We start from the raw sequence: 22869 nt of genomic DNA, 5'->3' as shown, positions 1-22869 counted from the left end.
ATCCTATGGTGGATAACCCGCATTTTGATTTTATTTACCTATCTCTCGTACAGCTCAATTGGCAGTCCATCTGGATCAGTTAAGAATGTGAATTTCTTGCTTGTTATCGGATCAACACGGATGGCTTCAACCGTTATGTGGTGATTCTCTAACTCCTTCACTGCTTCCTCAATATCATCCACCTCAAAGGCAATATGTCTTAATCCAGCTGCTTCCGGATAGCTTAGCCGTGCTGGCGGATTCGGGAACGAAAACAACTCAATTTGATAGTGCCCTCCAACCTCCAAATCAAGCTTATAGGAATCCCTATCCTCCCGGTAAACTTCACACGCCGGCGTCAGTCCAAGAATCCGAACATAGAAATCCTTTGATTTTTGATAATCCGAACAAATAACAGCAATATGATGAATTTTCTTTAACCTCATGTCACCTTATCCCCCTTTAAAATGATTTAACAAACCAAAGCCCCCTTGTCTAGTAAATAAACAAGGGGGCAATATTAGCATGTGAAACAGGCGCCACGTAATATCTAGAATGTTCATGGCCTGACCGAGCATTTCACGATGCTGTGAAGTGACCGTGACGATTGATTTGATCAGGATATTTTTCTAATACTTTGACAAGTAGAGCCATTTTCATCGCTTTTGATCCAGTCCCGAACACTTTCATAACCTTCAATTATTTATCATAGAAACTTCCAAATTCTACATCTATATTCTAATCCAATTCTATTGATACTTGAAAAATTATTACCTTTAAAGAACAAATTATTTGTCAGGCAACTGGCAATTTAAACCCACTAACATGATAACAAATTTTAGATGAAGGGAAAAGTAATAACCGTAATCGTGAAATTTAGATGGATAAGTAACTCAACTGAGAACGAGCCAGCCCCCTCTGAGAAAGGCTACTAATGTTTTTACCAAACTTACGATAAAACATATAGATAATTTTTAGTCATGTTGTATTTTTTCAGTGATTCTTTAAAAACCCTTCAAAATATTTTTTCGGTAAATAATTTTTTCTCATCAAATACCTCCTCTTCCGAACCTGATTTTTAACAACCTTCCTACAACTTAACAAACAAAAACAAGGGCCTTCCTTGCCGGTTACAAAAAGTTCGCAATTCTCTATATCACCCTGTTTTTATCTAAAATTTCAATATGGACAAATTGCCTTTCACCTACCTCGGAATATATTGCAAAGTGAATTGTAAATATCTAATCCAAGAGGTGAATTTGATTTTGAAGAAAAGGGCTTTTATTACCATCCCTATCAGTTTGCTGCTGATTGCAGTAATCGTTACCTCCTTCTTCCTCATTAATATTAAACCGGCAGAAGGGAAAATAGCTCAAGCACAGAAACTAGCCGAATATACGAAGCCGGCAGTTGTTAGAATCGTTGATTATGCTGTTGTCGGATGGCAGTTTGACAATCCTGACGATACTGAAGTTATAGCCATATTAGACCAGCTAAACTTCCAATCGGTTGTCGGCGGCTCTGGGTCTGGTGCGATTATTAGCCCTGATGGCTATATCGTTACAAATGCCCATGTCGTTGAAGCCACGCAAATGAAAGACGAAGACATTGCCAATGCGGCATTTGAACAACTTGTTAGCATTGTGGCAGATTATTTTAAAGTAGACTATGAAACAGCGTACCAATACATGCTCACTTATACAAAATATACTGAAATTAAGAAGGTATTGAAGGTTATTTTACCAAGTGGGGATATCCTTGATGGCGAGGTTAAAAGCTATGGTGCCCCAGTCAATGAAGGTAAAGATGTCTCTGTGCTAAAAATTGAAGGGAAAAACCTGCCTACCTTACCGCTTGGAAATTCGGATGATATCCAGAACCAGGATAATATTTGGGTAAGCGGATACCCGGCTGCAGCTGATTCTGATCTCTTGTCACCGGATTCATCCTTAGTTTCCTCGATTAATGCCGGTCAAATTTCGGCTACCTCGAAAAAGACGGAACAGGGAAGTCCGGTCATTCAAATTAACGCAGCTGCTACTCACGGTAACAGCGGCGGCCCTGTCATTAATGAAACAGGCCAGATTATCGGATTGCTCACCTTTAGAGGTGATACGGTGAATGGGCAAGAGGTTCAGGGCTTTAATTTTGCCGTGCCAGTAAATACGGTACAAGAATTTGTCAACCAAGCCGGTGTCAGAAATACGAAAAGCGAGACGGATAAAATTTACAAAGAAGGCCTGGAATTGTATTGGGGCGGCTACTATAAACATGCCTTAGAAAAATTTGAAGCAGTTCAGCGCATCTATCCAAATCACTCTGAAATCAAACAATATATTGCCAATTCCGAGAAAAAGATGAGCAGCAGTAAAACACTATGGTCTGATTATACGACCATCTTCTATATTGTCGACGGTGTTTCTGGATTACTAATCCTTGTGCTGCTCGTTTTCACCTTTGCTTTTAGGCCTAAAAAAACGGCAGTTGCAGCAGCAGTCCCATCCGCTGGATCTGCTAACCCCGTACCGGAACCGCAGCCTCCGCTGGCAGATACTAAAAATACCCTGACTGACCTAAACAATGATGGCAAAATTGATGTCCAAGACGTCCTGCTTGCCCTCCAAGAACACCAGAAAAAACAGAAAAAAGACGAAGAATAACGAAATTTCAATCTGGCGATAGTGGAAATGGTGCCTGACACCCTTTCCACTATTGACAACTGGGATGCAGTTTTAACACTGTATCCCTTTTATTTTTGTCTTCATCTCATTTAATTAGAATATTAAACCAATTTTTTTGATTTTATAAGGTATTAAATTTATGTTTATTTTCTGTGTTCACTTCAAAATTTATAAATTATTATCAATAGAATTATGGGATTGACTTACTGCTGGTGATAAAATGGATAGTATCTTACATATATAAAAAGATATGACTATCTTGGCAAAATTCTATCTGAAATTTGAGAGAAACCAATTAAAACTTTTTATAGCAGGTTCGCCCATTTTATTATAGGTTGTGATTCGCGTGATTTGGTTGTATGTTGTTTTTTCATATTTGTTTGGCAATATCATGTTTGGATATCTGGTTACAAAAGCCCTATTTCATAAGGACATTCGCCTTCATGGAAGCGGCAATGTCGGAGCCAGGAATGCCGGTCGTCTTTATGGGAAAATTGCGTTCATCGCTATCTTTTTCGGTGATGCTTTAAAAGGTGTTAGCGTCATTCTTATCGGTCGCTATCTTCATTTTCCTGAGTATGTACAATTGATTGGCTTGGGGATAGCGATTCTTGGTCATATAAAGCCGGTCACATTAAAGTTCAAGGGCGGGAAAGGGATCTCAACCTTTATTGGCGGGATGATTTGCTTTGAGCCGCTGCTTATACCCGTGATTCTATTGGCTTTTTTCGGTCTCTACCCTTTTACCAAAAGCTTTACGTTCTCTGGGTTAGGGGCATTCCTCTTTATTCCTTTTTTTTTATTTTTCAAGCATTATCATTGGTTAACCTGTGTCATTGAATTGGCTGTAATCGGAGGCATTTTTCTAGCACATTCTGAAAATATTAAAGAAAGGCTTAAGAACCACAGGCAATCATTATGAGAATTTTTTAAAATACCCTTCAATGATCATAAATTTGAACAAACTCTTCAATAAAATTATCAAATTTTTTCTGTGGAATTCCTCAGCATGAAACAAATGAGAAAATGAACTGAAAGAAGTCTTATCTAACGGATTAACACAGCCAAGTCAAGTCTTCTTTTTTGTTTACATAAAAGGCTAATGCGGGCAATGTCCACCCCCTACGGACACTGTCCACGAATGGTGCCTGACACCAATTACACTTTATTCAGCTTGATTGCCTCGTAAATGCTTTGATCGGTGATGTAGGGGCTTGCTTGGAGGTCTGAGATGGTGCGGGCAAGGCGAAGGATTTTGATTTGGGTACGGTTGCTCCAATTTTTCTTTATTGCTTGCTGCTGTATGGCTGATTGTTGTGTTCCTGACAAAGGGCTCGCTCTCAAAAGTACGTCATAAGAGATTCTACTATTACAAACTTCTTTACCATAGCGGTCATATTGCCTTTCCCTCGCCTGCTTCACTCTTTCCTGCACAATTTTTGATGGCTCTCCTGCACGTGCCATCGTAGTGTCATTGATATCGATGCATCGTAATGAAAGATTAATATCAAACCGATCTCTCAGCGGACCTGAGAGTCTATTTTGATAAGAGCGAATTTGCTTAGGTGAGCACGTACAATAATGAGTATTCGAGCCTGCATAACCGCAAGGGCATGGATTCATCGCAGCAATCAATACAAAGGAAGCAGGATAGGTAATCGAGGCGTGGGTGCGGCTAATCGTGATTAAACCATTTTCTAAAGGCTGCCGCAGCATATCTAATGTTTTTTTCGAAAACTCCCCGATTTCATCAAGAAATAAAACACCCCGGTGGGCCAAAGAGATTTCACCTGGCTTTGGAAATTGACCCCCGCCAATAATAGCGACTCCTGAGGCGGAATGGTGAGGATTCCGATAGGGAGGCAGATGACACTGTGGGTAAACGTTCCTGCTTAATTGATATAAGCTAAGCACCTCGAGTTGTGCTTCTTTTGTCAATGGCGGTAAAATGGACGGAAAGCTCTCTGCCAACAAGCTTTTTCCACAACCTGGAGGCCCAGTCATCAGAACATGATGTTCACCGGCTGCCGCTACCTCTAAAGCACATTTAGCTCTAGCATGACCGATAATTTGCTGAAAATCTAAATAACGATTATCTCCATAGCAGCTCTCTTCTTCAATCTTTTTAAAAACAGAAGGAACCCATTGACCTGCAAGGTGCCCGATGACATCTTTTAATGAAGAAATATAGATGATTTCTAACCCTTCAAAATCAAGAACCGGAAGATGATCATCAAAGGGGATATAAAGTTTTCTAATCCCCTGCCTTTTCGCTGCAAGCACCGCAGGAAGCAGCCCTTCAACAGGATGCACTGATCCGTCTAAGGAAAGCGCTCCTAAAAAACCCGTATCTTCTGGAATAACTGCCTCCAACTCATGCAAGCTAAGCAGCAAACCAATTGCCATTGGAAAATCAAACATCGGCCCAATTTTCTTTTGGTCCGCCGGCGAAAGATTAATGATAATTTTGTTACCTGATAGGACATAACCTAATGAACTAAGCGCTGCTATAATCCTCTCCTTCGACTCTTTCACAGCAGCATCCGGCAGACCGACAATTTTAAACGAGTCATTTCCTACATATGTCCCTACCTCCACATTCACCCGATAGCCTTCCATCCCCTTTAAGCCAATACTCGTTACTCGAGCCCACATGGAAACCACTCCCCTTCAAGTTTGATGATTTTTCCACCTTCCCAAAAAAACTTGTCCTTTACTAAGGCATTCAGATATTGCTGATAAAAGTGAGGTTGTGGGTCAGGAAAATACGAGAGGATTGCTTTGGGGTCAATATGAGGGTTTGCTTCACCGTAGAGATAAGCACGATAGCTGCTCCAAGTATACTTCTCAGGAGTTGTCACCATCCCAGCTTCCACCGGGTTTAAATGAATATATTTGCTGACATCAATCTCATATTCACGAGAGTTGAGGAGCTCGGCACCATAGCGCTTATCAAACACATGGCCCGAAAAATCGTACTTTTGGTTAATATATTTTGCATATTTTGTATTGAGATTTTTCATGATGATGCTGAGCGGGGTTTCTAATGTTTCGAACTGGAGATGGGTATGATTGGTCATTAAGCAGTAAGCGTGGAGATTAAAGGGGTAACGCTCCCTTGTTTCTTCTATATAATCCAGATACTTCTTATAATCTTCATCCTCAAAAAACAGCGAACTCCTTCTTATTCCTCTGCTGGTCACATGATACTTCGCACCTTCAAACCATAAACGAGCCCTGCGAGCCAAATCGATCACTCCTATTTAATATAATTATGAGGGAAATGGTATTAATGGTGTCAGGCACCATTTCCTTCTTTTCCATTATACTAGTAATTTTCACGAGGGTTAGCGATATTCATATATGTAACAAAATGTTCAAAGGCTTGGTATGGGTTGCTTTACGATTCGCCCATCCCTTTGGGTAGAAACCTTTTTGTCCAGAAAAACAACCAAGCTCGAAATTTCTCATGAACGTATAAAAAGTCTTGGATCCTAATATTTATTAATAAGGTGAAACGTTAATCAGTGGTTTTTTCCACCTCCCACTGATTGTTAGTTGCTCAATCGGGCTTTTACGAGGCGGTTAATCCCCCACTTATCCTTTTTTGTTCCATCAAACTTCTTGAGGTTAGGGCCTTACTGCCCGTTTATGCGGGATAAAGTCACATCATTTCTTACTTTCTATTTAGGAAATTATAGGCTCTTAAAAAGGAGCCTAAACTTAATATGCGAGGGGGAATGTCTCTGAAAAGTATAAGAATGATTCAAAGATTGCTTGGTGTCCTCCTTCTTATGTATGGGATTTATCTCATCTTCGTCACACAGGAGTTCTTTGGTACCTTATTAATCATTGTAGCCTTCTTAATTTTTCCAAGCTTAACCAAAGAAAAAAAGGGATCCTACAGCGATGATTATAGTTCTAATGAGCGTTACAGTGATTCTGCCTATGGGCACGACAGTTCCACAGGTGGTGGTGATTCAGATGGAGGCGGCGGGGACTAATTCTCCAAAACCAATCTCCCCTTAACACCACCTTTCAAACAGAAATGCCCCCGGTGACAGGTCATTCCGGGTGCATTTTTTGTATCCCTGATAGTATCACTTCGTTTTTGAAAAATAATACAGAAACCACACAGCATGATTTTGCTCATCTGCCGCTGCCCTTCTGAATACCTCTTTAATGAACGGGTCTGTCACAGCATCAGCTATTTCCATGTAAAAATCCACTGTTTTTTGCTCATCCTCTAGAGCAAACTCCAATCCCCTTAAATAAACTCCCGGACATTCCTCGGTTATTTTTGGCTGTGGATGCATACCTGTTAAACCTCGATAAATCTGGACAAACTGTTGATAATGTTTTATTTCATCCTGGCGAATCTCAAGGATTTGTTCCCGTTCCTTCTTATGTGGAGCCATATTAGCCAACCTGGCATAACAATCGATGGCACTATATTCCCCATTTATTGCTTTTTCAACATCATTGACTAAAGTATTCGACTGCCTGTTTAAGGCATCATAGAAATTTGTAAAAGGATACATAGAGGCGTACCTCCCCACTTATTTTCTTGGTATATCCTATGGCAAATCGAAGAATTGGGTGTGTGGTGGACATATTTTTCAAATACCTAACCCTGCCATAAAAAATTGTGGGCGGTACATTACGTTTGTGTGAATGAAATCAGCCTCCCACAGGAATTTTTTCATCAATTTATAATGCTTCCTACAAGAATAGCCTTATTCCCCGGGAAACTTATCATTTTCGACATTTCCCTTAAACAGCCTGCTAAATTTAACGTCAACTTTTCTATTATATTATGTTTTTTAACGCAGGAAATTTTATTTCTTTTTACAAATAGAGCTTAATATAGAAATATTATACATTTAGGGTGTAACCGTAAATTATTGCAGCACTTTAAAAATGCAAATTAAGAGGCATGAGGAACAAGTAGAGGGAGAATGACAAAGTTCATTTTTGAGGTTGTACCTACTCTTTTGAGTTACGAGACTTAGAGAGAAAGCTAAAATACATTGAAAAGGATAGCGAAAGCGTTTATTAGTATTCACGTGAACTCATCTATGAGCACCAACGTAAAGAGAATTGAACATATTATAATTCCGTAGACTGGGCCATGCCAGCAGCAAGCACACAGCTCGCCTCCTCCATTCAGGATGAAATTATCAAATTCACATATGCAGTTTTAAGAGGCATTAAGGATGAGAGTTTCAGAGTCATCAGAGGAAATCAAGTACCTCCAGTTTTGGTGGAAATCGAGTTCATCTCGAATGATAAAGAACGGGCAAACCTTGTCAGCAGCAGCTATCAAAAAAAGCTCTGTAACGGACTCCTAAACGGGGTACTGAAATTTTCCAATAAATAATCCTCCCTTACCTTATTCAAAGTTCTATCAAGGGACTTTGAATGCCAAAAATCCATATGCATAAACAAAAGCCGAATTTTACCAGGTCTATGCCTAGTAAAATCCGGCTTTTCCTTATTTTACGGATTCAAATCTTATGAAAGAATGCCACTACTAGCATGAAACAATAGATCCACACTGTCCACCCACACGGAATCACGTCCACGTACGGTGCCTGTCACCATTTACACTTAAAGAGTGTTGTTATCCTTGTCGTTTCCGGCGATAAGCTCTTTTAAGAATTGTAGAAGTTCGTCACGGATGCCTTCCTGTTGTAAGGCAAACTCGATTGTCGTTTTGACAAAGCCGATTTTTTCACCAACATCAAAACGTTTCCCCTCGAAATTGTAAGCGAAGACACGTTGAATTTCATTGAGTTTTTGAATGGCATCTGTTAACTGGATTTCACCGCCAGCCCCTGCCTCCTGCTGGTCTAAGAACATAAAGATCTCAGGGGTTAAAATATATCTTCCCATAATCGCTAGATTAGATGGGGCTTTTCCTGGCTTTGGCTTTTCAACAAAATGCTTCACTTGATAACGTCTGCCTTCCTGTTCGAGCGGATCGACAATTCCGTATCGATGTGTTTCATTCTCCGGAACATGCTGGACCCCAATAATCGACGAGAATGTCGCTTCATATTGGTCAATCAGCTGCCGTAAGCAAGGAGTATCGCTTTGAACGATATCATCGCCCAAAAGTACGGCAAATGGTTCATCGCCAATAAAATTCCGCGCACACCAAACGGCATGCCCTAATCCTTTTGGTTCTTTCTGACGAATATAATGAATGTCAGCAAGGTTGGATGTATAGTTCACCTTATTTAATAGATCCCATTTCTCTTTTTCAAGTAAATTTTTCTCAAGCTCAGGGGCAAAATCAAAATGATCCTCAATCGCCCGTTTTCCTTTACCTGTTACAATAATAATATCCTCTATTCCAGATGCAATCGCTTCCTCAACAATATATTGAATCGTTGGCTTATCTACAATGGGAAGCATCTCTTTGGGCATTGCTTTAGTTGCTGGTAAAAATCGTGTCCCAAGCCCAGCAGCAGGGATAATTGCTTTTCGAACCTTTTTCACAGTATGACTCTCCTTTAATTATTCATTATATGTATATTATGACAAAAAATTAAGTTTAACCCAAATCAATAACATATTTACCTAAATAATTATACCATAAGAACTTTTAAAAAATGTGACTCGGCATACTTTTCGTGGTGCCTGACACCCATTTTAATGTTATGATAATGGCTATATTTAAAAATACCAGTCTTTCACAATTAGTGCCTGACACCATAAAAGGATACTTTCCACAAGTGATGGACAGTCAACATGACACTAATCTGATATCTTTGGCTTGAAAGGAGATTTACTATGACATCTTTCATTCATGAGCGGAATGGTGTTTTTCATGCTGTTTGCTCGCTTGATTGCCCGGATCAATGTGGTTTGCTTCTGCATAAAGAAGACGGAAAAATTGTAAAAGTTGAGGGTGATCCACAGCATCCGGTAACCAAAGGACATATTTGCAACAAGGTTCGTAATATGTCTGAGCGCATTTATGATGTGAAGCGTTTGAAATATCCGCTTAAACGGACTGGTTCCAAGGGTGATGGAAAGTTCATTCGTATCAGTTGGGAAGAGGCCCTCAGCACAATTACTTCTCGCTGGAAGGAGCTTATAGAAATAGATGGGCCGGAAAGCATTTTACCCTACAGCTTTTATGGCAACATGGGGAGGCTCAGTGCCGAGGGAATGGACCGCCGTTTTTGGAATCGCTTGGGCGCTTCACGGCTGGATCGGACGATTTGTTCATCGGCTGGATCGGTTGGCTATCAATATACGATGGGCGGCAGCCTCGGGATTGACCCTGAGGATACAATTCATTCTAAACTGTTCATCTTCTGGGGCATTAATGCTGCCAGCACCAATATGCACCAGATAGCCCTGGCGCAAAAGGCCCGTAAGCAGAACGGAGCCAAATGGATCGTTATCGATGTTCATAAAAATCAAACTGGCAGAATGGCAGATTGGTTTATTCCGATTTTACCAGGGACGGACAGTGCCCTCGTTCTAGGACTGATGCACATATTGTTCGCCGAAAATATGGTTGATCAAGAATTTTTGCAAAAATATACTGTTGGCTACGAAGAACTGCGCAAGCATGTCATTCAATACACACCTGCCAAAGTTTCCGAAATCACCGGAGTCCCAGTCAGTGACATTTACAAGCTGGCGCGAATGTATGGCGAAACATCACCTTCCTTTATTCGTATCGGCAACGGACCGCAACATCACGACAATGGCGGTATGTTCGTCCGCACGGTCGCATGCCTGCCTGCCCTAACCGGACAATGGCTTGTAAAAGGCGGCGGTGCCATCAAAGGAAATTCTGCCTATCTTGCACCAAATACTGAGAGTTTGCAAAGGTCTAGTCTTTTGAAAAATAAACATACGCGTGTTATTAATATGAACTTGCTGGGAGACGCTTTATTAACGTTAGACCCGCCTGTAAAATCGTTGTATGTGTATGGATCGAATCCTGCCTTAGTAACACCCTCTAGCAATAAAGTCAGAAAAGGCTTGGAGCGTGAAGATTTATTCGTAGTGGTCCATGATTTATTTTTAACAGAAACGGCTAAGTACGCAGATATTGTTCTACCAGCAACATCATCCTTTGAAAACACGGATTTATACACTTCGTACTGGCATCATTACATACAAATTCAGCAGCCGGTTATCGTACCATACGGGGGGGCTAAATCGAATGTTGACGTCTTCCGTTTGCTTGCAAAAGAAATGGGATTTGGTGATGAAGCAACCTTCGCAGAAACGGAAGCAGAAATGATTACCGGCGCGCTGAATAACCCGCGAAATCCTTATTTAGAAGACATCAATTACTCCTATGTAGTCGAGCGGCGATACGTAAAAGCCAAGGTAAAACCATTGTTTCCCGGGACACTTCCGACTCCGAGTGGAAAAATAGAGTTATATTCTGAGAAAATGAAACAGGATGGGTACCCGCCGCTGCCAACCTATATTCCGCTTGTGAACCACGGAGACCACTACTTTCAATTTGTCCCAGGTCCAAATCACAACTTTTTAAACTCTACTTTTTCCAATAATGAGAAGCATGTTGAGTTGGAAAAAGAACTGCGATTGCATATGAATCGGCTGGATGCCCTAGCGGCTGGAATTGAAGATGGAGATATGGTACGGGTGTGGAACAGTCACGGGGAATGTGAGATAAAAGTTGCGGTTGGAGATAATGTCCTTCCGGGGGTTGTTGTGACACAAGGGATCTGGGCGGACGAAGCAGCCGGGTCTCACGAAGGTTTAAGTTCCAATAGTTTTCTAATAAACTCTCTAACTCCCGATCGTATTGCTGATATGGGAGGCGGGGCCACCTTTTTTTCAGGACGGGTAAGTGTGGAAAAAATATTGACTAGCTAGCCTCTGTTTTTTGGGGTCAATAACTTTTATTAGCGACCGGTCTTCCTTGTTTTTTACCTTTTCGGTAGCCTATAACCTCTATTGGTGAGTGTGGTCTTTAAATTCTTCAATCATAATAACTATTTAAACAACACTTTGTCTCTAAATATAAAAAAATGCTGCGAGAATACACAAATTCCCACAGCATTTTATGGTATTGAACCTTATTTTCAAGTAATTGGAAAATGGTGCCTGACACCCTTTACAAGCTTTCAACGCACTTTATATGATTATTGGTGTCAGGCACCATTGAATTGCACCGATGGATCTATGCGACTTCTTCTCCGCTTTTGAACGCTTGACGGAGCCAGTTTTTTCCTTCGACGAGTCGTGTGACGAGCATGGCACAGACGGTGTTTCCGGTTGAGTTAAGGAGTGTAGCCGGTGCATCAATGATGGTACTGATCACGGCGATAATAGGCAAGGTTTCTGGCGGGAAGCCATAAACACTGATGATCAGCATTTCCCCAATCATCCCTCCGCCTGGGATCGCACCCATCACCGCACCAACTAAAAAGGCAACCGCAAGAATACTTAAAATATTGGAGATACTTGTTAAATCCTTACCAAATAAAGCAAATAGAAAGACGATTTTCAGTACGCCGCCAAAGACGGAACCATCTTTATGGGTGTTCGCACCAAGCGGGACAATCGTTTCCGCAATATCCTTAGGCACCCCCATTTTTCGAACAGCGGCCAGGTTCACGGGAATACACGCTGCACTCGAACAAGTCGCAAGCGCCGTAACCGATGGTGTGATAGCATTTTTCCAAAACACCTTGACCCCCTCCTTACCCCCAGCGATGAAGGCATAGAGAGTGAAGAACACAAAGTAATAAATGACTGTCAAAATCAAATACAGGAAAAACGAACGGGCATACCCTTCTAAAATTTGCGGACCGAGCTCGCCGATGACAGCGGCAAAATAGCAGCCAAGTCCGATTGGAGCATAATACATCACGATGCTGACCATCTTCATCATGACCCCTGTAGCGGCAGATAAAAAGTCAGCAACCGGTTTTGCTTTTTCGCCAATCATCGCAGTTGAAATGCCAAAAAGAAGTGAAAAGACAATTAGCTGGAGCATATTACTGCGCGATAGCAATAAATTAAAATCTGAAACAGTGAAAGTGGCAACCAAATGATCAAGAAACGTTAATTTCTCTGTGTCCGTTTCCACCGAAGAATGACTCATGGCCTCTTTAATTGCAGCAATATCGGCATTTTCAATCGGATGAATGATGGACGTACCCATTAAGCCGAGAATGGCTGCAACAGAAGCGGTCACAAAAAATACGACTAAGATACTGCCCATAATTTTACCAAGCCGTTTCATGCCATTCATGTTCGCAATCGCCGAAGCAATGCTGAAAAATACTAATGGCACGATAATCATGAACATTAAGTTGAGAAAAAGATCCCCTAACGGCTTTACGACCGCTGTCTTTGTCCCAAAAACCAATCCAGCTGCCCCGCCGATAACGATGGCAGCCAGTAGAATCAAGGTAAATCGATAATTTTTAAAAAATGATTTCAACAAAATCCACAGCCTTTCGACAACAATTTACACATGAAAATCATACCCAAATTCTCTCCCTAGGTAAATGGCTTTATTTTTAATAGATAATTCTAATAACTACCCTCCCCTTTTTAGAAAAATAGCCCCTAACAGTGTCAGAGAGCTATTCCAGCCGAAAATGATAAAATATTAGAACCATATACGAACACTTGATATCCCTACTAGGGTTCATTGCAACTTTTTGTTTTGCCCGTTTGGCCAGTTCACTTGACAGATCGTTATCAGGCACGACGATGGCATCTTTAAGAACGAAAAACTTTTTGAGCTGCTGCTCTAATTCAACTGTCCGAACACTTTCATCTTATATATAAATATTACCAGTCCCTTCATCCTTTGCCTTTTGAAGCACTTTAGAAATTTCCCTTCTGTTAGAAAGAAGTATTTCATGTATAATAGGATAGATTATCTAACTAAGTAAGGATAATAATTTATGCACCATCCGCTTTGAAAGGAATGAACAGCAATGAAGAAAAAACAGATGATTTTTTTCGATATAGACGGAACCCTTTTGAATGAGGAGAAAAAATTGCCTAAGTCTACCAAAAAGGCGATAAATAGATTAAAAGAGCTAGGCCATGAGGTGGCCATTGCGACCGGCCGCGCACCATTTATGTTTAAAGAGCTGCTAGATGAGCTTGGCATTCATTCTTTTGTTAGTTTTAATGGCTCATATGTAGTCTACAAAGGAAAAACGATTTATCAAAATCCGCTTGATCAAGAGGAACTCCACCTCCTAACACAATTTGCCAACAGCATAAAAAAACCTATCATTTATGAAAACCATGAAAAGATGTTTGCGAATATGGAGTCCCATCCACACATTGAGGAAGGGATTGGTTCCTTAAAAATAAAAGATAAGCCGATTTTTGATCCACACTATTATCAAGGCAAGGAAATCTATCAATCATTGCTTTTTTGTAATGCTGTGGAGCAACCTGCGTATCAGGAGAAATTTAATAAATTTGAATTTGTCAGATGGCATGAACATGCAGTAGATGTATTGCCTGCTGGCGGTTCAAAAGCAAAAGGAATAGAAGCTTTAATCAACTATTTAAACATACCAATGGATCAGGTCTACGCCTTTGGTGACGGACTGAACGATATCGAAATGCTATCGTTTGTCAATAATAGCATTGCCATGGGTAACGCCGTCGATCAAGTGAAGGACGTTGCCAAATACGTAACGAAACATGTTGATGAGGACGGGATTTTAAGAGGATTAGAATTAGTGGGTTTATTGGACGAGGAAGCCGTTTAAACATATATAAGCGGAAACTTCCATTGCGTGGTGTATGGACTGGAGCCCTTCGACTGAGATAATAGAAAGCAGAAAAGCGGAAGTGCCTTGCCAAGGGGCTTATGCCCCTGACTCACCAAGGCGCTGGAGCTAGAGCTTGATGTTCTCAAACTCGAAAATTCTATATCTACTTATCTTATAATAAAAGCAATGCCCCAGCTGAAGGCGCATTGCTTTTTTAATTAATATTGTTGATTCTGGTGCCACTTCCAGGCATCGGCAATAATTTTCTCTAAATTCCGCTCAGCTTTCCAGCCTAACTCGGAGAAAATCTTATTAGAGGATGCTACAAGTCTTGCCGGATCCCCTGCGCGGCGGTCGGCCATTTCTACGTTCGCCTTCACACCTGTGACTCTTTCACATGTTTCAATAACTTCCTTAACAGAATAGCCAAGTCCGTTACCGAGATTATAAATCTCAGCCGACTTCTTCCCTGTTAACAGGGCCTTAAGTGCAAGGATATGGGCGCTCGCTAAGTCCGTCACATGAATATAATCACGGATACAAGTACCGTCCGGAGTATCATAATCAGATCCAAAAACAGAGACTTTTTCCCGCTGGCCTAGTAATTGCTGAAGGACTATTGGGATTAAATGAGTTTCCGGGTCATGGCTTTCACCAATTTCAGCGGATTCATGGGCGCCTGCTGCATTAAAATAACGCAATATCACATATTTCAGCCCATCAGATGTTGAAAGGTCAGAGAGAATTTGCTCAACCATGAGTTTTGATTGACCATAAGGATTAATCGGGGTAGTGGCACTTGATTCATCAATCAGCGCAACATCAGGAATTCCATATGTAGCTGCAGTAGAAGAGAAAATAAAGTTTTTTACCTTAAATTTCAACATCACTTTTAATAGTGTTAGAGTTGAAGCTACATTGTTTTGATAATATTTCAAAGGATCAATAACAGACTCCCCTACTAAACTACAGGCAGCAAAGTGCATAACGGCTTTAATTGGATAACTTCTAAAAACCATTTGAAGATCTTCTTCATTGCCGAGGTCCCCTTTTACAAATATGGCTCGGCTATCAACGGCCGAGCGGTGTCCCGTCGACAAGTTATCGAGTACTACGACATCTTCTTTTACAACTAATTCCTTTACAAGATGGCTACCAATGTAACCAGCTCCGCCAACGACGAGAATCATATTCATTTCCCCTTAGCTAGAATTTTACTCACTTTTTCTATTATAGCATTTTGGACTAATAGCCGCTTGTTTTTGCTATTTACTAATTATTTCCGATCACTATTATCTACAAAAAGGTAATCTTAAAAGTCCAATTCCCCTCCAAGAATTTTATCAGTACAAACTACTAAAGGTCGAATTTCTCAAAAAAATCAGTCTTCTTTTCATAGGAATGGACAAGTCAAGACAGACACCCTAACAGAATACTAGTTTTCCCATATCATATAAATGTACAAGCATTCTATTGAAAAGGAGGAGTTTTAATGAAGCTTTATTTAGACCCCGGACACGGCGGTTCAGACCCCGGTGCCCAAGGCAATGGATTAAACGAAAAGGATATTACGTTAGATATTGCGCTTAAAATATGCTCCATCTTAACCAATGGTTATGAAAATATTGAAGTTATGATGAGCCGTACCACTGATGTCAGTAAAAGCCTAAGCCAGCGAACAAACGAAGCAAATAACTGGGGTGCTGATTATTATTTGGCTATTCACATCAATGCCGCTGACGGTTCTGCCCAAGGATATGAAGACTATATATATAGTAAACTTTCGGACTCATCCACGACAGCAAAATACCAGGGGATTATCCATGGAGAGGTAATAAAGATGAATCAGTTGAAAGACCGCGGCCGGAAAAAGGCAAATTTTCACGTTTTACGCGAATCAACCATGTCAGCATTTCTATCAGAAAATGGCTTTATCGACAACACCCACGATGCCGCCTTAATAAAACAAGCATCTTGGCGTCAAAACGTGGCCCAAGGTCATGCAAACGGGATTGCCATTGCCTTTAATCTAAAAAGCAAACCGCCGGTACCAACGGATCCAGGTACAGGAACACTTTACAAAGTAATTGCAGGATCATTCCAATCAAGAGAAAATGCTGATGAGCGTGTTGCTTATTTGAAATCAAAAAGAATCGATGCATTTGTAAGTCCTACAACAATTTCAGGTAAAACCTGGTACCGAGTACAAGCTGGAGCATATTCAAACCGAGATAATGCCGAAAAACGTTTAGAAGAAGTAAAAAAGGCTGGCATTGCAGATCCTTTCCTTGTTGCCGAACATTGATGCCCTGCCAGCAATTCTGTAGTGAATTCGCCCCATTTATCTCCCCTTTTGAAGGACAAACTTGCTGCCACCTGTTAAATTTGTCCTTCATCCCCTCTATTAACCATGATGTATCTCCTTTGGTTTCATTTGCCCTTTTTATCAAAAAATATGTCACTCCATGTCCAAATAGAAATACAAGTTCCAAAAAAAAGAAATCACAAGTCTAGAGCACTATGGGTAGACATTCAAAAGATTGGACAAAATAAAAATTACTATTGATAATTCAGCTAAAAACGAATAATATAATTAAGTCATAAGAAAATGTTCGTATTTACGGAGGAATCACCATGTTTAAACTGAAAGAGAATCAAACGAATACAAAAACGGAACTATTGGCAGGAATAACGACCTTTTTTACCATGGTTTATATCGTCGTGGTAAACCCAGTCATTCTCGCAGATGCCGGTGTTCCATTCGAACAAGTCTTTTCAGCAACCATCATCGCCGCTTTGGTCGGTACACTTTGGATGGCGCTTTGCGCAAATTACCCGATTGCCATCGCACCGGGTATGGGACTGAACGCCTACTTTGCCTATTCTGTCGTTGGCGGCCACCAAGGTATTAGCTACCAAACCGCCTTTGCCGCCGTCTTCATCGCAGGTATTATTTTTGTCATCTTATCTTTAACCCCTTTTAGGGAAAAATTAATTGAAGCCATCCCAGAAAACCTTAAGCACGGAATTACCGCGGGAATCGGATTATTTATCGCCTTTATCGGACTGCGTCAAACAAAAATTATCACTGCACATCCGACCAATCTAGTCGGTTTGGGTGACCTTCATTCCCCATCAGCGATTTTAGCGATTGTCGGGCTTGCTGTCACACTGATTTTAATGGTACTTAGGGTCAACGGTGCATTATTTTTCGGAATGATCGTTACAGGGATAATCGCTTATTTTACCGGCCAGTTGACTTTTGACAAAGGGATTATGTCGCTTCCTTCTCTTCCTGAAGGGCTGATTGTTGCGAACCCAATTACAGCACTGACTGACGTGGTTCAGCACGGTCTTTATGCCGTTGTGTTTTCCTTTATTCTAGTAACCATTTTTGACACGACCGGTACCATGATTGGGGTCGCAAACCAGGCAGGATTAATGAAAGGAGACAAATTGCCCCGTGCCCGCAAGGCATTACTCTCTGATTCTCTTGCAACAGCGGTCGGCGCCATGTTTGGGACAAGCCCGACAACGGCCTTTATTGAATCGACTTCAGGTGTCGCTGCCGGCGGCCGGACTGGTTTAACCTCCTTAACCGTTGCCGCTTTGTTTATCGTATCAGCTTTCTTCGGACCGCTCGTTAGCGCTGTTTCCGGAATTGCCGCGATTACAGCACCTGCCTTGATCATTGTCGGCAGCCTGATGATGGGTAGTATCGCCAAAATCCATTGGAACGAGCTCGATGAAGCCTTTCCTGCATTCTTAACCGTACTAAGTATGCCGCTTACCTCGAGTATTTCAACCGGAATCGCACTCGGATTTATCAGCTTCCCGCTTTTAAAAATCACCAAAGGCAAATGGCGTGAGGTTCACCCACTCCTATATCTGTTCGCGGTATTATTCTTTATTCAACTAGCATTTTTACAGCATTAAAAAAAGATCCGTCTCTCGCTTTTTAAGTGAAATGTCCTTTACTAAGGGTACACTTTATAAGAGAGATGGATCTTTTTCTTTGTAAACAAATAACTCAACAGATTGTCAAAATTGGGCGCCGTATCTTGGTTAGAGCTTATCTTGGAACCAAGTTCAAATAACCTAGAACACATGAAGCCTGGTTCTACAGGATTGGACCCCCTTCCTACAACAAAAAAACCGCCCCATCTACTAGATAAGGCAGTTTTGCTTTAGACCCTTAGTAATTTAACTATTTGACCTGGTTGGAGCAAGGGAAGAAGCGGTAAATCGGCTTTCACAACTTTTCCAACCACATTGACTCTCTCATCGGCAGGTAGGTCTTGTAACGTAATCTGGATCTCCCCGCGGTACCGTCCATAACGGTCATTATCCCTCGTAATCGTGCCCATTGGACGCGGTCCCGTTTTCTCGGGAACTACTGCATCAGCACTTCTCGTATCCATTAACCGGAGAACGTCACGGGAAAAATCGGGACGGAGATGGAACTCTCCTTCTTGAAACCCATCGATTCGAATCGAGACCCGATGATGATGGTCAAATTCAATTAGTTTTTCTAAGAGGCCGACACTTACTTCCGGATCGCCGATATACACATCCTCGACACCCGCCTGAAACAATTCAAGCGCCGCCATAAATGGATCAATCATCCGATGGCTTTCCAGCGTTGGCAGCCCTTCAAACAGCGGACCGCGTTTCTCACCGTCTCCTGAAATATAAGCACTAACCGGAATCCCATACCGTTTAAAAAGTTCATTTTGTGAGTGAAAAAACGATTCAGCTAATCCGGTTTCTCGCCGAGGATAGAAATTATGCCAGGCCAGCAGCTGGCTAGCTGTTAACCCTCCCTCAAACAGGGCACGTAAATCATCCTCAAATAAAATGCTGGAATTCAGTGCAAGCTTGAAATCCTTAGCCAAGTTCAAAATCGTTTCATTCGAAAAAAAGTCATCCAACCGCAAACCGATTACCCCTAATGACTTTAATGCTTGTAAGTTAGCTAATCCCAGATGTGCAGGTGTTCGTGCCGATACATCCGCATAAACCTCTACTCCAACTTCCTTTGCCGTTTGCAGCAGTTTTTTCGCGCGGCTGGCTAAATCCCCGGACTCTTCAGGAATGTGAAGCGAGGTAAACGCCCGCTTCACACCCATTTTCCCTGCTAGAGCAATCCGAGTCTCTGCTAGCGGATCATTTAAATAGAAGGAAATACCGATCAATCAAACTCACCGGCCATCTCATCTTTAAAACCGAATAAATAGGTAAAGGCAAAACCAGCTGCGTACGAAATTAATACCCCTGCTAAATAAAGAAGGACTTGACCTGGTACCACAAGGAAGGCAAGCGGTAAGCCAGACACCCCAACGGCGATGGTGGCTATATGAAAGACAGCCTGGAACGCTCCGCCGACACCAGCCCCTAAACAGGCAGTTAAGAATGGTCTTCCTAATGGCAGCGTAACACCGAAAATAAGCGGTTCACCAATTCCAAGAATTCCCGCAGGTAGTCCCCCGCCAATCGCTCTTTTTAAGCGAGTTTTCTTTGTTTTAAAATAAATTGCAAACGCAGCTCCAACCTGGCCTGCCCCACCCATTGCTAAGATTGGCAGAAGCGGGTCATCTCCTATTGTATTAATTAACTCAAGATGGATCGGTGTTAAACCTTGGTGTAAACCCGTAACAACGAGCGGCAGGAAGGTTGCCCCAAGGACGAATCCTGCGACTACACCACCAACATCAAGTAAAGATGTTAGTCCTTTTGTGATAATATCTGAAACAAAACCACCAAGCGGCATAAATACAAGATAAGTAACAATACCAGTAAGCAATAAAGCAACCGTTGGCGTTATAAATAGATCAAGAGATTGTGGCACATAACGACGAACTCGTTTTTCAACAAAGGCAATAAAGATGGCCGCAAAAAGAACGCCAATTAAGCCCCCACGTCCAGGTAGCAATTCCGCCCCGAACAATTTGATTCCCGCAACAGCAGGGTTAATAATTAAAATGCCAGCAAGTGCTCCAAGTGCTGGTGACCCGCCAAATTCTTTCGCTGCATTAATACCAACTAAAATCCCAAGGTAACCAAATAGTCCACTGCCGATGACGGATAGAATCGTAGCAAGTTGCGAATCCCCTGCCAGCCATCCTGCCTGGATAATTGCCTTTGTTACCCCAGTAATCAATCCTGATGCCACAAGTGCTGGAATTAATGGGATAAAAATACTAGAGATTTTTCGTAAAAACAGCTTAAATGGAGTGGCATTTTTTTTGTTAATTTCAGCCTTTTTAGTTGCAGCCTTTTCTTTTAAGTTAATCCCGCCCGCAGCATCTATTAATTTACCAAACTCTTCTGTCACTCTATTTACTTTTCCAGGTCCCAAAATAATTTGTAGTGTCTCTTCTTCAACAACCCCAAGTACCCCGTCAATTTTCTTAATAGCGACCTTATTGACTTTCGACTCATCGTTTGGTGTTACACGAAGTCTTGTCATACAATGTGTGTAATTGCCAACATTTGCGGGCCCGCCTAATTGTTCAAGAATCTTTTCAGCTAATATTTTATTCTCTCCAGCCATGTTATTTCCCCTTCTCTCTGTTGTTAATTTTTTTTGAAAAAATAAGAAACGGAATGGTGTCCGCATCACCCCCTGTAATGATTATTTCCCCTCTTTGATAAACCGAATGGCTTCCCTTGTTTGATCAATCGAGTTAATCGTTTTCTTATACTGAACGGTTGCCATCGACAAAAACAAAATATCAATTATATAAAGCTGCGCCAGGCGTGATGAAGTTGCTGCACTTCGAAACGGTGCCTCCCCGGAATACGAGGTAAACAGTTTAATATCAGCGAGCGATGAGACGGATGATTGTCCGTATTTTGTTAAACTAATCGTTTTCACGCCGTGCTCTTTCGCTAGAGACATAACTTTACTAACCTCTGCTGTTTCCCCAGAGTGAGAGATTCCGAACACTACATCATCCTTATTAGCATTAGCAATCAAGGTAGCGACAAGGTGTGTATCTGTAAAAGCGGTTGCATTTTTATGAATCCGAAGGAATTTTTGCTGTGCATCCTTCGCGATAATATTAGAAGCGCCAATTCCAAAAAAATGAACATTTTGAGCAGGCAACAAGGTTTGAACAGCGTGTTCCAATTCATCATAATTGATGATCTCTTCCGAATCACGGATGCTTTGGATACTATTACTCGTTGTCTTCTGAACGATGGAGAAAAAGGATTCACCTGGTTCAATGTCGCGGTACCCTTGTTCAACAGGCTTCACTAAATCCCCAGCAATTCTTACTTTTAAATCTTGAAACCCGTTTAAGCCTAAGGACTTACAGAGCCGAATAACGGCTGCCCCACTTGTATTCGCTTGAATTCCGATGTCATTGACAGTATTGTTTAAAATACTATGAGGATTTTCAAGAATAAATTCTGCAATTTTTCGTTCAGAAGCCGGAAGCTGTTCAAGCATATTCTGAATCATTTTTAAACCACCTGCTGCCACACCTAAAACCACCTTTTCATCTACTTCATTTTTTAACTATTTGAATCGCTCTTTTTACATAACCATTTGCATTTACTAATAATTGTTCTGCTTCCTGTTTCGTTGTATTCGTCTTAATCATGACAATGGCTGTTTTCACTTGTAAATCTGCATGCTCTAATGTCTCCAACGCCACCTCATAAGAAACCCCGGTAATTTTGCGAATGATGCCAATTGCCCGTTCCTTCAATTTCTGATTGCTCACATGAACATCAACCATCAAATTTTCATAGGCTTTCCCTAACAGAATCATCGAAGAGGTGGAAATCATATTCAAAATCATTTTATGCGCAGTTCCTGATTTCAACCGAGTTGACCCCGTAAGAACCTCTGGACCGACAATTACCTCGATTCTTTGATCGGCTTCCTGACTAATCGCCGCATTTTTATTGCAGGAAAGGGCAACTGTTTTCGCACCAATGCTTCGTGCATATCGAAGAGCTCCAATCACATATGGTGTCCGGCCGCTTGCAGCAATGCCAATAACGGTATCATTTTTCGTCAGCCCCAATGCTTTCAAGTCGCTGACACCAAGCTCCGGATCGTCCTCCGCTCCTTCCACTGCTTTTAAGATAGCTCTTTCCCCTCCTGCAATAATTCCTTGGACCATTTCAGGTTCAGTGCTGAATGTCGGCGGACATTCAACTGCATCAAGCACCCCTAATCGGCCGCTTGTGCCTGCACCTAAATAGATCAAGCGCCCACCGTTTTGAAAGGATTCAAATACAAATTGAACTGCTGCCTCGACATCAGGTAAAACTTCCTTTACCGCTAATGCCACTAATTGATCCTGCTCATTCATAATGCGTAATATATCCATTGGGTTTGCTGTATCTATCTGCATAGAATGTTCGTTTCTCGATTCTGTCGTTAATAATTCGAGTTTTTCTTCCATCGTATCACTGACCTCCTGTTGATCTTTACT

Annotated in this window: 19 protein-coding genes; 8 read left to right on the top strand and 11 right to left on the bottom strand. The window is 41.5% G+C overall.

Annotation, left to right across the window (positions count from 1 at the left end; translation table 11 throughout):
• Nucleotides 1–38 precede the first annotated feature (38 nt).
• On the bottom strand, nt 39–425 hold the full coding sequence (gene gloA2 / locus V7150_RS03815) for an SMU1112c/YaeR family gloxylase I-like metalloprotein (protein ID WP_335513755.1): 387 nt from the start codon (nt 423–425) through the stop codon (nt 39–41).
• Between the two features lie 819 nt (nt 426–1244).
• Here gloA2 and V7150_RS03805 point away from each other — a divergent pair.
• On the top strand, nt 1245–2639 hold the full coding sequence (locus V7150_RS03805) for a S1C family serine protease (protein ID WP_335513753.1): 1395 nt from the start codon (nt 1245–1247) through the stop codon (nt 2637–2639).
• A 367-nt stretch (nt 2640–3006) separates the two neighbouring features.
• Complete coding sequence (locus V7150_RS03800; protein ID WP_335513750.1) at nt 3007–3582, top strand: glycerol-3-phosphate acyltransferase; 576 nt, start codon at nt 3007–3009, stop codon at nt 3580–3582.
• Nucleotides 3583–3818: 236 nt separating this feature from the next.
• Here V7150_RS03800 and V7150_RS03795 read toward each other — a convergent pair whose 3' ends face one another.
• Nucleotides 3819–5315, bottom strand: a complete 1497-nt coding sequence (locus tag V7150_RS03795; protein ID WP_335513748.1) for a YifB family Mg chelatase-like AAA ATPase — start codon at nt 5313–5315, stop codon at nt 3819–3821.
• Complete coding sequence (locus V7150_RS03790; RefSeq protein ID WP_335513746.1) at nt 5300–5917, bottom strand: transposase; 618 nt, start codon at nt 5915–5917, stop codon at nt 5300–5302. The genes V7150_RS03795 and V7150_RS03790 overlap by 16 nt, the downstream gene beginning before the upstream one ends.
• Nucleotides 5918–6400: 483 nt before the next feature.
• Between V7150_RS03790 and V7150_RS03785 the strand changes: the two genes are divergently transcribed.
• Nucleotides 6401–6664 (top strand): hypothetical protein, encoded by a 264-nt coding sequence (locus V7150_RS03785; RefSeq protein WP_335513744.1) that lies wholly within the window; start codon nt 6401–6403, stop codon nt 6662–6664.
• 96 nt (nt 6665–6760) lie between these two features.
• On the opposite strand, the gene V7150_RS03780 is transcribed toward V7150_RS03785, so the two are convergent.
• Entirely contained in the window at nt 6761–7201 is a 441-nt protein-coding gene (locus tag V7150_RS03780) for a ferritin-like domain-containing protein (protein ID WP_335513742.1), read from the bottom strand.
• Between the two features lie 590 nt (nt 7202–7791).
• Between V7150_RS03780 and V7150_RS03775 the strand changes: the two genes are divergently transcribed.
• On the top strand, nt 7792–8040 hold the full coding sequence (locus tag V7150_RS03775; RefSeq protein ID WP_335513740.1) for an N-acetylmuramoyl-L-alanine amidase family protein: 249 nt from the start codon (nt 7792–7794) through the stop codon (nt 8038–8040).
• Nucleotides 8041–8270: 230 nt separating this feature from the next.
• Here the strand turns inward: V7150_RS03775 and galU are convergent, their stop codons facing one another.
• On the bottom strand, nt 8271–9164 hold the full coding sequence (gene galU, locus V7150_RS03770) for a UTP--glucose-1-phosphate uridylyltransferase GalU (RefSeq protein ID WP_335513738.1): 894 nt from the start codon (nt 9162–9164) through the stop codon (nt 8271–8273).
• A 294-nt stretch (nt 9165–9458) separates the two neighbouring features.
• On the opposite strand from galU, the gene V7150_RS03765 reads away from it, so the two are divergent.
• On the top strand, nt 9459–11537 hold the full coding sequence (locus V7150_RS03765) for a molybdopterin-containing oxidoreductase family protein (protein ID WP_335513736.1): 2079 nt from the start codon (nt 9459–9461) through the stop codon (nt 11535–11537).
• 307 nt (nt 11538–11844) lie between these two features.
• Here V7150_RS03765 and V7150_RS03760 read toward each other — a convergent pair whose 3' ends face one another.
• Complete coding sequence (locus V7150_RS03760; RefSeq protein ID WP_420490248.1) at nt 11845–13116, bottom strand: dicarboxylate/amino acid:cation symporter; 1272 nt, start codon at nt 13114–13116, stop codon at nt 11845–11847.
• Nucleotides 13117–13618: 502 nt separating this feature from the next.
• Here V7150_RS03760 and V7150_RS03755 point away from each other — a divergent pair.
• Entirely contained in the window at nt 13619–14413 is a 795-nt protein-coding gene (locus V7150_RS03755; protein ID WP_335513732.1) for a Cof-type HAD-IIB family hydrolase, read from the top strand.
• 221 nt (nt 14414–14634) lie between these two features.
• Here V7150_RS03755 and galE read toward each other — a convergent pair whose 3' ends face one another.
• Nucleotides 14635–15606: a UDP-glucose 4-epimerase GalE gene (gene galE / locus V7150_RS03750; RefSeq protein ID WP_335513784.1), complete on the bottom strand. Its 972-nt coding sequence runs from the start codon at nt 15604–15606 to the stop codon at nt 14635–14637.
• Between the two features lie 302 nt (nt 15607–15908).
• Between galE and V7150_RS03745 the strand changes: the two genes are divergently transcribed.
• On the top strand, nt 15909–16721 hold the full coding sequence (locus tag V7150_RS03745) for an N-acetylmuramoyl-L-alanine amidase (protein ID WP_335513729.1): 813 nt from the start codon (nt 15909–15911) through the stop codon (nt 16719–16721).
• Between the two features lie 329 nt (nt 16722–17050).
• On the top strand, nt 17051–18352 hold the full coding sequence (locus tag V7150_RS03740; RefSeq protein ID WP_335513727.1) for an NCS2 family permease: 1302 nt from the start codon (nt 17051–17053) through the stop codon (nt 18350–18352).
• Nucleotides 18353–18603: 251 nt separating this feature from the next.
• Here V7150_RS03740 and V7150_RS03735 read toward each other — a convergent pair whose 3' ends face one another.
• The 4 genes from V7150_RS03735 to murQ all read right to left on the bottom strand — a co-directional run bounded on the left by V7150_RS03735 (nt 18604) and on the right by murQ (nt 22839).
• Nucleotides 18604–19611, bottom strand: coding sequence for a MupG family TIM beta-alpha barrel fold protein (locus tag V7150_RS03735; RefSeq protein WP_335513726.1), 1008 nt, complete (start codon nt 19609–19611; stop codon nt 18604–18606).
• Nucleotides 19608–20969: a PTS transporter subunit EIIC gene (locus V7150_RS03730; protein WP_335513724.1), complete on the bottom strand. Its 1362-nt coding sequence runs from the start codon at nt 20967–20969 to the stop codon at nt 19608–19610. Before V7150_RS03730 ends, V7150_RS03735 begins: the two co-directional genes overlap by 4 nt.
• An 81-nt stretch (nt 20970–21050) precedes the next feature.
• The gene (locus V7150_RS03725; RefSeq protein WP_335513722.1) at nt 21051–21905 is read right to left on the bottom strand and encodes a MurR/RpiR family transcriptional regulator; all 855 of its coding nucleotides are present in this window, start codon (nt 21903–21905) and stop codon (nt 21051–21053) included.
• A 25-nt stretch (nt 21906–21930) separates the two neighbouring features.
• A complete protein-coding gene (gene murQ, locus V7150_RS03720) occupies nt 21931–22839 on the bottom strand; it encodes an N-acetylmuramic acid 6-phosphate etherase (protein WP_335513720.1) in 909 nt (302 codons plus the stop codon).
• Nucleotides 22840–22869: the final 30 nt, after the last annotated feature.

Origin of the sequence: Neobacillus drentensis, assembly GCF_036965245.1 — a bacterium.
GTDB classification, from domain to species: Bacteria; Bacillota; Bacilli; order Bacillales; family Cytobacillaceae; genus Neobacillus; species Neobacillus drentensis_G.
Note: the sequence above shows the minus strand (reverse complement) of the source record. Positions and strands in the feature narration are given on the sequence as shown.